The following is a 13,148-nucleotide window of genomic DNA, read 5'->3' on the forward strand; positions in this document are numbered from 1 at the left end:
TTGTGGCGCTACGCCTCCTCGAGTTGCAGGTGGGGTGTTGGCCGGCGGAATCCGTGCGTGAGGTAGACCAGGTATGCCAAGCCCAATCCGGCCCAAGACAGACCCAGCGAGAATGACAATCCACTCAGGCTTGTCCACAGCCAAACCGTCAAGGCCAGCCCGATTCCCGGCAGCAGCAGGTTGTTGATCGCCCCCTTCAGTCCCCGCTCTTTTTCATTGATGAAGTAGTGCTTGATCACGGAGAGATTGACTGCCGAGAATGCCACGAGGGCCCCGAAGCTGATGAGCGAGGAGACGGTGGTCAGGTCGAGGACCAGGGCCAAAAGCGCTACGGCCGAAGTCAGGATGATCGGAAGTACCGGTGTTCGCAAACGCGGGTGGAGGCGTCCAAGAATTGGGGGAAGTACGCCGCCGCGGCCCATGGAGTAAATGATGCGCGAAACCGAAGCCTGGGAGGTCAGCGCAGATCCGAGGCTTCCTGCGATGTAAGCGGCGGTGAAAAATGCCACCAGCAGGTTTCCCCCGGCAGTGGCAACGACATCGATCGCCGCGGAGTCCGGGTTGGAGAAGGTGCCTACCGGAAGCAGGAGATGGCTGATGTATGCCAGCCCCAGAAAAATCAGGCCGGCAAGCACGGTGGTTATCATGATGGCCCGCGGGATGCTCCGCTGCGGATTCTTGGACTCTTCCGCAAAGGTCGAGACAGCGTCAAAACCAAGGTAGGAGAGGCAGAGAAGGGCCGCGCCGGACAGGATGGGCGAGAACCCTTCCGCCCCGCCAACTCCCGCAAAGGGGGCAAGAAGATCAACCCTGCCCGATCCGGTGATGGAGGCGCAGGCGAGGATGACGAACAAGACGATGAACAGGCCCTGGAGTCCCACGACGACGAAGTTCGCCCTGGCCACCGCAGTGATTCCGATGATATTCAGCACGGTTACGGTCACGATGGACACGCAGATGAACAACCAGGCCGGGACGGCTGGGAAAGCAGCGTTCAGGTAGATGCCGATCAGCAGGTAGTTGATCATCGGCAGGAGCAGATAATCCATCAGCAGCGACCAGCCGGCCATGAACCCCAGGCCGGGGCTGAAGGACCTTGTGACGTAGGCGTAGGCGGAGCCCGCGACCGGAAAGGCCTTGGCCATCCGTCCATAGGAACGAGCGGTGAAGAGCATGACCACCAACGCGGCTGCGTATGCCGCTGAGAGCCGCCCTCCGGTCAGTTCCACGACGATTCCGTAGGTGCTGAAAATGGTCAGGGGCACCATGTACACGAGACCCAGCAATACCAACGAAGGAACCCCAAGCACACGGCGCCAACCGCTCCCAGTTCTATCGGTTGCCGGACTCGGACGGTTCTCCCCCAGAGGGGTCTGTGTATCAGAAGTGGAGCTCATGGTGGTTCCTAAGAGGTTGGGCCGCCGACGCCGGGCGGCGCAAACATACGTGGGAGGAAATTTTGGACGATCTCGGGCACATTGGTGGCACCGCCGTCAGCGGCCACCTGCCCCGCAAGTGACCATGACTCGTAGTCAATGCCATCTGCCGCATCCATAAACGAATATGATTCGTTTAGTAAAGCAGTGACGCGGATCACCGTCAAGAGCCTGCTGGTCCGTTACATTCGGCCGCTGTTCCGGCGACGGAACGGGGAGCGGGGGTCGCCCTCGTCGGAGACAGCCGGGATCAGGACCTGGATTTGCCCTTCTCGGGATCAAGATCGAACCCCGGCATCGACCGCTCTTGTTCGCATGGTGTTGCGTTCGGTACATGCGGACGCGTCATCATGCACCGAACGCAACGGCCTGCGGACCGGGCTCCCATAGTCTGGGGCCATGAACCTGGATCTTCACCGCTACGCCGTGGCCCTGGACTGGACGGGCAACCGCGGCTCCGGCACTTCCACCTACCGCGCCTACGGGCGCGACCATGTGGTCTCCGCCGCCGGCCTGCCGGACCTGCCCGGCACCGCCGACCCCACCTTCCACGGCGACCGCGACCGCTGGAACCCGGAGCAACTGCTGCTGGCCGCGCTGTCCCAGTGCCACATGCTCTCCTACCTGCACGTGGCGGTGAAGAACGGCGTGGTGGTGACCGGCTACTCGGACGCCGCCGAGGGCACGATGAAGCTGAACCGCGACGGCAGCGGGCAGTTCACCGAGGCCGTGCTGCACCCCCGGGTGGAGCTCGCCGACGAGTCCCAGCGCGCCCTGGCCGACTCCCTGCACCAGCAGGCGCACGACGTCTGCTTCATCGCCCGCAGCGTCAACTTCCCGGTGCGCCACTCCCCCGTTGCCCCCGGCTGACCAGATGTCTCCGGCTGATCAGGTGAACCCGATCGGACCGGCGCCGGGGGCGGACTCCGCGTCCGCCGCGGCCTTCGCGGCCGACCTGGACCGGCGGCTGCGCGCCGTCGCGGACCCCGGGCGGGCACCCGCGATGCAGTCCTACATGAAGTCCGCAGAGCCGTTCCTCGGCGTCCCGGCCCCGCTGCTGCGGCGCACGACGGCGGAGGCCGCCTCCGCGCACCGGCTGAGGTCGGCGCCGGCCCGGCTGGAGGCCGCCACCCTGCTGTGGGACACCGCCGCGCACCGCGAGCACCGGTACGCGGCGCAGCGGCTGACCGAGGTGGCGGCCTGCCGGGGCCAACTGGAGTTCCTGCCGCTGTACGAGCGGATGGTGTCCGAGGGCGCCTGGTGGGACCTGGTCGACGGGATCCACCGGAACCTCGCCGACCTTCTGGACGCGCACCCGGAGACGATGCTGCCGCGGGTACGGGCCTGGGCGACGGACGCGGATCCGTGGAAGCGGCGCGCCGCGCTGGTCTGCCAGCTCTCGCGCAAGGCGCGCACCGACGTCGTGCTGCTGGCCGAAACCATCGAGGCCAACCAGGACCAGCCGGGGTTTTTCCTGCGCAAGGGAATCGGCTGGGCGCTGCGCGAGTACGCCAAGACCGATCCGGACTGGGTGCGCGGCTTCGTGGCCGGGCACCCGGGGCTCAGCCCGCTCTCGCGCCGGGAGGCGCTGCGCCGCCTGCCGACACCCGAGCCGGCGGTACCAATCCCGGTGGTGCCGAGCCCGGCGGTAGGCTTTAACGCATGACTTCCCCGTCCGGCCCCGCCTCCGATCCCGCCACGGCCCCGCTTCCCCCGCGCACCAACCTGGGCATGCCCCAGACCGGCGTGCCCGCCGGCGGCGCCCCCTCCAGCATGGTCCGCCCGGGCAGCACCCTGCCGGGCCGCGCGGTGCGGATCGGCGCCGCTCCGGAGACCGGCACCGCTGATGACGGCACGGCTGGCGAGGAGGCAGCGCCGCCGCTGGGCCGGATTCCGGGCTGGGTGGGCGACGGCTACGACGAGGACCAGTCCGCGTTCGAGGGGACCTTCTACCACCAGGTCGGCGGACGCGAGACGTTCCGCCGGCTGGCCGAGAAGTTCTACGAGGGCGTCGCCGCCGACCCCGGCTTCCGGGCGATGTACCCGGAGGAGGACCTCTATCCGGCGCAGATGCGCCTGCAGATGTTCCTGGAGCAGTACTGGGGCGGACCGGGCACCTACAGCCAGCGGCGCGGACATCCGCGGCTGCGCATGCGCCACATGCCCTACCCCGTGGACTCGGGCGCCCGCGACACCTGGCTGCGCCACATGCGCGCCGCCGTGGAGGCGCTGGACCTTCCGCCGCTGCAGGCCGAAACCCTCTGGGACTACTTCGACCGGGCCGCCCACTCCCTGCAGAACCGCCCCGGCTGAGGCCGCACGCCGCCTACGCGGATCCCTCCGGCATGCGCGGGTCGATGATGCCGAACGGCTCGCCCTCCGGTCCGGCCAGCACCGCCATGCGCCCGTAGTCGCTGTCAGCGGGCGGCATCAGGGTTCGCGCGCCGAGTTCCGCGGCGGTGCCCGAAACCCCGTCCACGTCCCCGACCGCGAACCACGGCAGCCAGTAGTTCGGGACCTCGGCCGGGGAACGGTTGTCCTCGAAGACCGCCCCGAAGTCCATATCGGCGCCGACCGGGCGGAACCCCGCGTACCGGAAGTCGTCCGTGTCCGAAATCGCCTGGTAGGCGTAGCCGAAGACCCGCGCGTAGAAGTCCTTGGACCCGGCGTAGTCCCGGGTGTGCAGTTCGCTCCAGCACAGGGCGCCGTGTTCGCCGCGGACCTGCGCACCGATGGAGCTCCGTGCCTGCCAGACGCCGAAGACCGCCCCGGCGCCGTCGGCGGCCACCAGCATCCGGCCGGCCTCCATGACATCGAAGGCGGGCACCATGACGATGCCGCCGGCGGCCGTGATCCACCCCGCGACCTGGTCCGCATTGTCCGCGGCCAGATAGGTCATCCAGGCCGGGGGCCCCTGCGGATCCTCCGAGCGGGGCCCGATGCCCGCGGCCCGGCGCCCGTCCAGCAGCGCGAACGCGTAGCCGCCGGAGTCCCCCGGCGCCTCCTCGTAGGACCAGCCGAACAGCCGCGCATAAAAGGCGCAGGCGGCGGGGATGTCGTCCGACTCCAGGTCCACCCAACAGGGGGTGCCCGTGTGCCAGGGTTCGTTGCGGATGGGCATGGCGCGCTCCTTCGTCACCGCGGGGATTCCCGGACGGCGGACCGCGCCGCGGGAGGTTCCGGCACGGGGCCGGGCCCGCGCCTAGCTGAAAGCTAGCACCGGCTCCGCCGTCTTTGAACCCGTGGAAGGGGCCAGCCGGACCAGGACGTGGCCGTGCGCGGAGCTGAGCCGCAGCCAGCGGCCGGCCCGGAACAGGGCCGAGGTGCCCTGAGGCGCCAGGAAGCCCAGGGCCTGTGCCGCGAACGCCGCCCCGGCCGGCAGCTCCACGGCCAAGCCGGGCAGTTCCGCGGCCGGGCCGGAGCGGGGACCGGCGGGGTCGGCAGCAGCGGCCACCAGGGCCGCGGGGGTGGACCAGATGCGTGAGCGCACGGTGGCCAGCACCGGCTTCCCGGCGTTCTCCGGCAGCGCGCCGGCCACGGCACGCATGCCGTCCTCGGCCACGGAACGCAACGTGGCGTCGTCGTACTCGGCGATCCGTTCCCAGCCGCGCCGCGGCGGGGCCACGCCGGCCCACGGGGCGAAGGCCTCCGCCGGCGGCAGGGACAGGTCCGTGGACGCGCCGGCCAGCCGTGCCAGCCGGTCGGTCAGGGCGCCGAGCCCGTAGACGGCGGCGAGGTCGGCCGGCTCCGCCAGCCGCGCCACGCGCAGGCCCAGGATGGTGGGCACGGGGGCGCCCAGCGCCTCGGGGTAGAGGACCGGCACGTACACGCCCAGCGCGGTGCCGGCGGCCTCCAGCCGTGCCGACCCGTCCTCGATCGCCCGCGCACGGGTCAGGAAAGTGTGCAGGTCGGTTACGGATTCGGCATCGGCGAGGGTCAACTGGTCGGGGTGCATCCCTCCATGTTTCCATTCCCGGGCGGGGGCGCGCCACGCGGCGCGCTGCGCAGGCGGACCGGCCCGCTTGATGGGCGGGGCGCGCGGCGGATAACCTCAAGCCGGAAGACCCTTACCGAGGAGTAGTAATTGAGCGAGCGCGACACGACGGAGATGCTGCTGGACCTGCTGGACTTGGACGGCGAGCCGGAGGCGCGCACCGAGGAGGACATCTTCACCGGCCGCTCCCCCGTCCAGCCCCGCCAGCGGGTGTTCGGCGGCCAGGTGCTGGGACAGTCGGTGGTGGCCGCCAGCCGCACCGTCGACGGGGACCGGCCCATCCACTCGCTGCACGGGTACTTCCTGCGCCCGGGCGACGCGCTCAAGCCCATCACCTTCGGCGTCCAGCGGCTGCGCGACGGCCGCTCCTTCTCCGCGCGCCGCGTCCACGCGTACCAGAACGGCGAGCCGATCATGTCCCTGATCGCCTCCTTCCAGGTTCCGTCGGAGGGGATCGAGCACCAGGAGCCCATGCCCGAGGGCATCCCGGATCCCGAGACCCTGCCCAGCTCGGCCGACATCCTGGGCCGGATCGACGACCCGATGGCGCAGGACTGGGCCTACAACCGGCCCTTCGACGTGCGCTACGTGGAGCCGCCCATCTACTTCCCCACCCCGGAGATGGCCAGGCAGCGCACCGCCCACAACACGGTATGGCTCAAGACCACCGGGCCGATGCCGGAGGACCAGGCCCTGCACCGCGCGGCCCTCGCCTACGCCAGCGACTACACGATCCTCGAGTCCGCCCTGCGCCGCCACGGCCTCCCGTGGACCACACCGGGGCTGAGCGTGGCCAGTTTGGACCACGCCATGTGGTGGCACCGGCCGGTGCGCGTGGACGAGTGGCTGCTCTACGTGCAGGCCAGCCCCAGCGCCTCGGGCGCGCGCGGGCTGGGGTTGGGCCGCATCTACAACCGCTCCGGGGACCTGGTGGCCAGCGTGGCCCAGGAGGGCATGGTGCGCCTTCCGCAGCCTCCGGCCTAGGGAGGTGTTGCCCAACCCCGTTCGGGCGGGGTTTGGTTCGATCCGGTGTCAGCGGCATCGTCCCCGCAGCGCTGCCGTGATGACCGACGATAATGCGGAAGTAACGTTATCGACCTACATTTTGGTTGATTGGCCTTGCACGCCAATCATTGCCGCCATGCATCGGCTCTGCGGGTGACGCGCCGGAGGTAATTGGAATGGTCGGGAACACTAGATCTTCAAACTCAAGCAAGGTTTATGCCCTTCCCTTTCCGCTTGGCGGGCAGACCAATAGGGCGTGGCGTGAACAGGCCCTCACCCGGATCGCCGAAATGAAAACACTGTCCGATTGGTTCGACAGCCAGCCGCCCGAAGAAGGAATAACCGCCCCCGCCAACACCGATCAGCAACTGGACGAGGCCATACGCGGACACCTAGCGGCGGCCGGCACCGCCGCCCAAGCCAATTCCCGCTGGTGGGACATGAAGAACGGCGCCATCATCGAGCGGGCCATGAGCAACCTCGACGCAGCCGAAGCCCTTCTTCTCCGGCGCGCGCCCGCCCAATACCTGGCAGGTCAGGTACCTCACTTCTGGGCACACATCCGTCAGCACCTTCCCGCCGATGATCCCCGCCGGCTTCAAGTCCAACCGCTGGCCGAGGGAACCGGCTCTGGCCCCCTGGACGGAAACCACAAAGAGCTACTTATTCAGGGGGTGCGGGCCGCCAGTTCCGAGGCAAGGAGGGAATTTACCAGGGTGCGAAGCTTCCGGAACGCTCTTTTGGCCACGGCAGTTCTGCTGACCTTGATTGCGGCGGCCGTCGCAATATGGGGCTTCGTGCGACCGGACGACCTGCAAATCTGCTTCGAGGCCCCGGCCCCCGCCCCGCCGGACGTCCCCAGCGGCACCGGCGAGGTTTGTCCCGCGGGAGACACGCCGCTTCCCACCGACATCTTCCTTCTGGAGTTCATTGGCATGGTTGCGGGTGCCGTTTCCGGCTCCCTCGCCCTCCGTCACCTCAGCGGCACCTCGACACGGTTGGGACTGCCGGTGGCACTCGCCGTGCTCAAGCTGCCCACGGGAGCGCTGACCGCGTTTCTGGGCCTGATTCTGATGCGTGGGGAATTCGTGCCGGGCCTGAGCAATCTGGACAGTTCGGCCCAGATCCTTGCGTGGGCAGTGGTCTTCGGAGCCGCGCAGCAACTTGTCACAGGCCTGATCGACCGCCAGGCCGCCACGGTGATCAGTCAGATCGGCGGGAAGGCAAACCAGGTGACCGCCGCCGCGCGTCCGTGAAACGTGGCTGGTTCCCTCTCCGTTTCCCGGAATCATGCCGGCTTGCCAGCCCGGCGGGGCACGCGGGGAGGGCCGGACCGGCCACCATCCCCGCCTCGTCCGCAGCCGGTCCGCGGACGGGCCTGCAAACACAACGACGCCGGGGCGCCACCGATCGGTGGCGCCCCGGCGTAGTTGCGGCGCAGTGCGGGCTTAGGCGGTGCCGCCGGCCCGCCCCTCGGGCGCTAGTCTCGGGTGAGCTTGCGGTGCGTGACGCGGTGCGGCTTCGCGGCGTCCGGGCCCAGGCGCTGGACCTTGTTCTCCTCGTAGGACTCGAAGTTGCCCTCGAACCAGTACCAGCTCGCCGGGTCCTCCTCGGTGCCCTCGTAGGAGAGGATGTGTGTGGCGACCCGGTCCAGGAACCAGCGGTCGTGGGAGATGACCACGGCGCAGCCGGGGAACTCGAGCAGGGCGTTCTCCAGCGAGGAGAGCGTCTCGACGTCGAGGTCGTTGGTGGGCTCGTCAAGGAGCAGCAGGTTGCCGCCCTGCTTGAGGGTCAGGGCCAGGTTCAGGCGGTTGCGCTCGCCACCGGAGAGCACCCCGGCCTTCTTCTGCTGGTCCGGGCCCTTGAATCCGAATGCGGAGACGTAGGCGCGAGACGGCATCTCGACGTTGCCGACCTGGATGTAGTCGAGCCCGTCGGAGACGACCTCCCAGAGCGACTTGTTCGGGTCGATGCCCGCACGGTTCTGGTCGACGTAGGAGATCTTGACGGTCTCGCCGACCTTCAGGTCGCCCCCGTCAAGCGGCTCCATGCCGACGATGGTCTTGAACAGGGTCGACTTGCCGACGCCGTTGGGGCCGATCACGCCGACGATGCCGTTGCGCGGCAGCGAGAAGGACAGGCCCTCGATCAGGGTGCGGTCGTCGAAGCCCTTGGCCAGGTTCTTGGCTTCGATGACCACGCTGCCCAGGCGCGGGCCCGGCGGGATCTGGATCTCCTCGAAGTCCAGCTTCCGCGTGCGCTCGGCCTCGGCCGCCATCTCCTCGTAGCGGGCCAGGCGGGCCTTGGACTTGACCTGGCGGCCCTTGGCGTTGGAGCGGACCCAGTCCAGCTCCTCGGACAGGCGCTTGGCCAGCTTGGCGTCCTTCTTGCCCTGGACCTCGAGGCGCTCGCGCTTCTTCTCCAGGTAGGTGGAGTAGTTGCCCTCGTACGGGTGCAGCTTGCCGCGGTCGACCTCGGCGATCCACTGGGCCACGTGGTCCAGGAAGTAGCGGTCGTGGGTCACGGCCAGCACGGCACCCGGGTAGGCCTGCAGGTGCTGCTCGAGCCACAGCACGGATTCGGCGTCGAGGTGGTTGGTGGGCTCGTCAAGGAGCAGCAGGTCCGGCTTCTGCAGCAGCAGCTTGCAGAGCGCGACGCGGCGGCGCTCACCACCGGAGAGGACGGAGACGTCGGCGTCGCCTGGCGGGCAGCGCAGCGCGTCCATGGCCTGCTCCAGCTGGGAGTCGATGTCCCATGCGTCGGCGGCGTCAATGGCCTCCTGGAGCTTGCCCATCTCCTCCAACAGCGCGTCGAAGTCGGCGTCGGGCTGGGACATCTCTTCGGAGATCTGGTTGTAGCGCGTGATCTTCTCGTAGATCTCGCCGACACCCTCCTGGACGTTGCCCAGGACCGTCTTGTCTTCGTTCAGCGGCGGCTCCTGGAGCAGGATGCCGACCGAGTAGCCGGGGCTGAGGCGCGCCTCGCCGTTGGACGGGGTGTCCAAACCGGCCATGATCTTCAGGATCGTGGATTTGCCCGCACCGTTCGGGCCGACGACGCCGATCTTGGCGCCGGGGAAGAAGGACATGCTGACATCGTCGAGGATGACCTTGTCGCCAACGGCCTTGCGGGCCTTGGTCATGGTGTAAATGAATTCCGCCATACCTTCAAGGCTAGTGGGTGCGCCCCCATTCCTCACATTCGGTCACGTCTTCGGCCGGTTCGGCCTCGGCGGCCCGGAACGCCTGCCGGATCGAACACCATTCCCGGTCCGGATCCGGGCCCGAATCCGGACCGGCGCACCGTCCGGAGCAGGCATCGGCCAAGGGGCACCAGCCAAGGGGCGCCGGGCAGCGGCGACCAGGGGGGTCAGGCGGCGCCGGCGCCCACCTCGCGCCTGTCTTCTCCGGCATCCTCCTCACCGTCTTCAGCGTCGCCCTGTCCACTTTCCTCGCAGTCCTCGCCATCGAAGCCGGGCTCCCCATAGGCTCCGGAGAGCACCTCGCCGGTTCCCGCATCCACATCGGGAGGCACGGCCTCGGCGTCCTCGGCCGGCACGGCGTGCGACGCCTCGCTGGCTTCCTGGCGCGGAGAAGGGGTGCGCAGGTACCGGCTGATGCCGAAGAGCAGGTCATGGCCCACGGTATCCGCCAGGACTTCCGCGCCGGTTCCGTAGGTGCCGTCGCTCCGGCGGTACTGGCTGATCCTCAGGCGGCCCGTGACCACCACGCGCTCGCCCTTGCGGAGCGAGGCCCTGACGTTTCGCGCGAGCTCGCGGAACACCTTGACCGTAAACCAGTTCATGTCCGCGTCACCCCATTCCCCGGTGGCACGGTCGATGCGCCTGTCCGGGGCGCCCAGGCGGAAGCTGACGATGGTCAGCTTGTCTGCGGTCTCGAAGAAGCTCGGGTCGCTCGCGACGAAGCCGCGAACGGTGAGGTGTTCGGCCATGGTGTCCTCCCTCGGTTCGGCGGAAGCCGTGTGCTTCCGGTCCCATTCTGGGAAGGCCGGTGGGTCCGCGGGCTCCCCGGCCGCCCGGATGTGGACGGCCGGTGGCCCGCACGCCCACGAAGCACCTTGTGAGGGGGCAACGCCGGGTACGGCCTGCGCGGCGGACGGCGAGGCACCCTATAGACTGGGGGCGACGCCCGTAGGGCGCCAGCCTCCGTAGCTCAATGGATAGAGCAACGGCCTTCTAATCCGTTGGTTGTGGGTTCGAGTCCCGCCGGGGGCACCTCTTGGCCGAACGGTTCCCGGCGGCGCGCGCGCCGGTTCGTATGGTCCGTGGCGATGCGCGCGGAGATTCCCTCGCCCGGAGGGACCGGTTCAGGATGGACATACCCCTCCTCACTTCCCTGCGTTTCCCTTCCCTCCGCGCCCTCCCTTTTGCTAGAAAAGTCCGCTAATCTTCGATCAGCAAAAGTGTTTAACAGCGCCGTCGGGGGAATTTACATTGCGGGTTGACAACTTTATACATTCGGTAAAATCGAGGGGTTCCGAGGGATCCCCGTCAACCGGCACTCCCCCGCAAAGCTCCCCGCCCGGCCGGTGTGGTCCTCGGACGGGAGTCCGGCGCGTGAAAACCTCCCTCTTGCGCCGCGCCGCCGCGGCGGCCCTGGCCCTGGGACTCGCCTCCCCGGTGTCCGCCCTCCCCGCCGCCAGCACCGCGATGGCCCAGACCGCCGCGCTCGCGGCGCCCAAGACCGCCTCGGTCACCACCACCAGCGTCAACCTGTCCTGGCCTGGCTACGCGGGGGCGCACCACTACGAGGTCCGCCATTCGACCTCCCCGGCATTCACCAACGCCGCCGTCGAGAAAAAGTACGACAGCCGAAACGTCGGGGGGCTGGACAACGCCACCACCTACTACGTCCAGTACCGCGCCCTCATCCAGGTCGGCCGCGATACGTACCGCTCCACCGACTGGTCCAACACGCTGAAGGTCACCACCGAGGCCCGCTTCCCGGGGGAATTCACCTCGCTGAAGTACACCGGCGGGCAGGACTCGGTCACCGTCCGGTGGAACAAGACCGCCTACACCACGCACTACACGGTCGTGGTGGCCGATGACCACAACATGACCAGGAACAAGCGGACGTTCACCAACGTCACCGGCACCTCCCTGACCATCCGGAACCTCTCCCAGGGATCCCGCTCCGGGTACGCGACGTTCGTGAAGGTCTCGGCGCACAACAAGACGTTCAAGAAGCGCACCTCGCAGCGACTGACCGCCTACGCCTCCGCACCGAAGATCGCCGGCACCGAAACGGTGAAAATGGCCACCCAGAACCTGCTGTGCTCCACCTGCACGGTGCCGGGCAAGAAGTTCGCATCCTGGAACACCCGCGTGAAAATCCATCTGGCGACCGTCAAGGCCCAGAACCCCGACGTGCTGATCCTCAACGAGGCCTGGAACCAGCCCATCCCCGGCACCAAGAAGACCCGGAGCATGGACGGGTTCTCCGCGGGCCTGAAGAAGCAGGGCTACGCGCTGGACACCAAACTGGAGAAGGCCGGCCAGACGGCCATCCCGAACCGGGTGGCCTACAAGAGCGCCAAGTACAAGCTGGTGACGAAGGGGTCGTTCAAGCTGCCCACCGCGAAAGGCGAAAACCAGCGCACGGCCGCCTGGGCGCTGCTGAAGTCGAGGAAGACCGGCAAGCAGTTCTACGCCGTCTCCACCCACGTCTCAGTGGACCTGCCGCAGACCGGGGCGAAGTCCAAGAAGTCCTCGGCCGAACTGGTCGTGAAGAAGATGGCCGCCATCAACAAGAAGAACCTGCCGATGGTGCTGGGCGGGGACATGAACTCCAGCTTCTACCAGCAGCCCAACGCCCCGCACACCACGTTCGTGCACGCCGGCTGGACGGACACCGCCTCAAGCGCGAAGCGGACCAACTACCTGTACCCGACCACCCACTTCGGCACCGGCAAGAAGCTGGAGCAGACCTACGGGCGGATCGACTACCTGTTCACCAAGAACATCTCCGGCACCGTCTCCTACAAGAATGTGGTCACCGTCAAGGGCGGCAAGGTGGTGTCCAACCACGGCTCCGACCACACCATGGTCACGGCCACGGCCAAGCTGCCCTAAGCAATACACCTAGGGCGGCAGCCGGACCGGAAGTCCCCACCCGATGCGAGGGCCCGACACTAGGATGGAAGCATGACCAGGTCGTCAAACACGCAGGCCATCGAACGGGCCACCGGCCTCCGGTGGGAGGAGTGGGTGTCCTACCTCGACGGCGCCGGCGGGCGCGCGGCACCCCACCGCGACCTGGCCGTGCGGGCCGCCGAGCGGCTGGCCGCGGTGGACGGCAACGCCGGCTGGTGGGCCCAGGGGGTCGCGGTGGCCTACGAGCAGCACATCGGCCGCCGGCAGCCCGGACAGGCCTGCGACGGCAGCTTCCAGGTCGGAGTGTCCCGGACCCTTGCCGGCACCATGGACGAGGCCATGGACGCGTGGTGCGCACTGGTCGCCGACGCCGACGCCTTTGGTGGGGTTCCCGCCGAACGCGAGCCGGAGCGCAGCGCCACGGAGAAATGGCGGTACTGGCGGGTGCCGCTCGCCGACGGCAGCCGCGTCAGCCTCGACGTGCACGCCAAGGCCTCCGACAAGGCGGGCCTGGGCATCAACCACAGGCAACTCGGATCCCAGGACGCCGCCGACCACTGGCGGGCGGTCTGGAAGGACCTGGTCGGCCGCCTGTAGC

The 13,148-nt window shown here is 68.4% G+C and carries 12 protein-coding genes and 1 tRNA gene; 8 read left to right on the forward strand and 5 right to left on the reverse strand.

Annotated features, from left to right (window positions below; all coding sequences use genetic code 11):
• Positions 1 to 8: 8 nt before the first annotated feature.
• The gene (locus ABD912_RS12460) at positions 9 to 1,397 is read right to left on the reverse strand and encodes an APC family permease (RefSeq protein ID WP_345151171.1); all 1,389 of its coding nucleotides are present in this window, start codon (positions 1,395 to 1,397) and stop codon (positions 9 to 11) included.
• A gap of 438 nt (positions 1,398 to 1,835) precedes the next feature.
• On the opposite strand from ABD912_RS12460, the gene ABD912_RS12465 reads away from it, so the two are divergent.
• From ABD912_RS12465 to ABD912_RS12475, 3 genes are all read left to right on the forward strand, one after another.
• Positions 1,836 to 2,306, forward strand: coding sequence for an OsmC family protein (locus ABD912_RS12465; protein WP_345151174.1), 471 nt, complete (start codon positions 1,836 to 1,838; stop codon positions 2,304 to 2,306).
• Positions 2,307 to 2,310: 4 nt separating this feature from the next.
• Positions 2,311 to 3,102, forward strand: coding sequence for a DNA alkylation repair protein (locus ABD912_RS12470; protein ID WP_345151176.1), 792 nt, complete (start codon positions 2,311 to 2,313; stop codon positions 3,100 to 3,102).
• A 236-nt stretch (positions 3,103 to 3,338) separates the two neighbouring features.
• The gene (locus tag ABD912_RS12475; RefSeq protein WP_345151337.1) at positions 3,339 to 3,749 is read left to right on the forward strand and encodes a globin; all 411 of its coding nucleotides are present in this window, start codon (positions 3,339 to 3,341) and stop codon (positions 3,747 to 3,749) included.
• Between the two features lie 13 nt (positions 3,750 to 3,762).
• Here ABD912_RS12475 and ABD912_RS12480 read toward each other — a convergent pair whose 3' ends face one another.
• The gene (locus tag ABD912_RS12480; RefSeq protein ID WP_345151178.1) at positions 3,763 to 4,557 is read right to left on the reverse strand and encodes a VOC family protein; all 795 of its coding nucleotides are present in this window, start codon (positions 4,555 to 4,557) and stop codon (positions 3,763 to 3,765) included.
• Between the two features lie 81 nt (positions 4,558 to 4,638).
• Positions 4,639 to 5,391, reverse strand: a complete 753-nt coding sequence (locus tag ABD912_RS12485) for a hypothetical protein (RefSeq protein WP_345151180.1) — start codon at positions 5,389 to 5,391, stop codon at positions 4,639 to 4,641.
• Positions 5,392 to 5,544: 153 nt separating this feature from the next.
• On the opposite strand from ABD912_RS12485, the gene ABD912_RS12490 reads away from it, so the two are divergent.
• Together ABD912_RS12490 and ABD912_RS12495 are read left to right on the forward strand one after the other, a co-directional pair.
• Positions 5,545 to 6,414: an acyl-CoA thioesterase gene (locus ABD912_RS12490; RefSeq protein ID WP_345151338.1), complete on the forward strand. Its 870-nt coding sequence runs from the start codon at positions 5,545 to 5,547 to the stop codon at positions 6,412 to 6,414.
• A 311-nt stretch (positions 6,415 to 6,725) separates the two neighbouring features.
• Complete coding sequence (locus ABD912_RS12495) at positions 6,726 to 7,691, forward strand: hypothetical protein (RefSeq protein WP_345151182.1); 966 nt, start codon at positions 6,726 to 6,728, stop codon at positions 7,689 to 7,691.
• A gap of 224 nt (positions 7,692 to 7,915) precedes the next feature.
• On the opposite strand, the gene ettA is transcribed toward ABD912_RS12495, so the two are convergent.
• Both ettA and ABD912_RS12505 read right to left on the reverse strand, forming a co-directional pair.
• On the reverse strand, positions 7,916 to 9,598 hold the full coding sequence (gene ettA / locus ABD912_RS12500) for an energy-dependent translational throttle protein EttA (protein ID WP_345151184.1): 1,683 nt from the start codon (positions 9,596 to 9,598) through the stop codon (positions 7,916 to 7,918).
• A gap of 206 nt (positions 9,599 to 9,804) precedes the next feature.
• Entirely contained in the window at positions 9,805 to 10,386 is a 582-nt protein-coding gene (locus tag ABD912_RS12505; RefSeq protein ID WP_345151186.1) for a single-stranded DNA-binding protein, read from the reverse strand.
• Positions 10,387 to 10,596: 210 nt separating this feature from the next.
• Between ABD912_RS12505 and ABD912_RS12510 the strand changes: the two genes are divergently transcribed.
• From ABD912_RS12510 to ABD912_RS12520, 3 genes are all read left to right on the forward strand, one after another.
• A tRNA-Arg gene (locus ABD912_RS12510) sits at positions 10,597 to 10,669 on the forward strand.
• 342 nt (positions 10,670 to 11,011) lie between these two features.
• The gene (locus ABD912_RS12515) at positions 11,012 to 12,529 is read left to right on the forward strand and encodes an exonuclease/endonuclease/phosphatase family protein (RefSeq protein WP_345151187.1); all 1,518 of its coding nucleotides are present in this window, start codon (positions 11,012 to 11,014) and stop codon (positions 12,527 to 12,529) included.
• 72 nt (positions 12,530 to 12,601) lie between these two features.
• Positions 12,602 to 13,147 (forward strand): hypothetical protein, encoded by a 546-nt coding sequence (locus ABD912_RS12520; RefSeq protein ID WP_345151188.1) that lies wholly within the window; start codon positions 12,602 to 12,604, stop codon positions 13,145 to 13,147.
• Position 13,148 lies beyond the last annotated feature (1 nt).

Origin of the sequence: Arthrobacter ginkgonis, from assembly GCF_039540195.1 — a bacterium.
Classification (GTDB): Bacteria; Actinomycetota; Actinomycetes; order Actinomycetales; family Micrococcaceae; genus Zafaria; species Zafaria ginkgonis.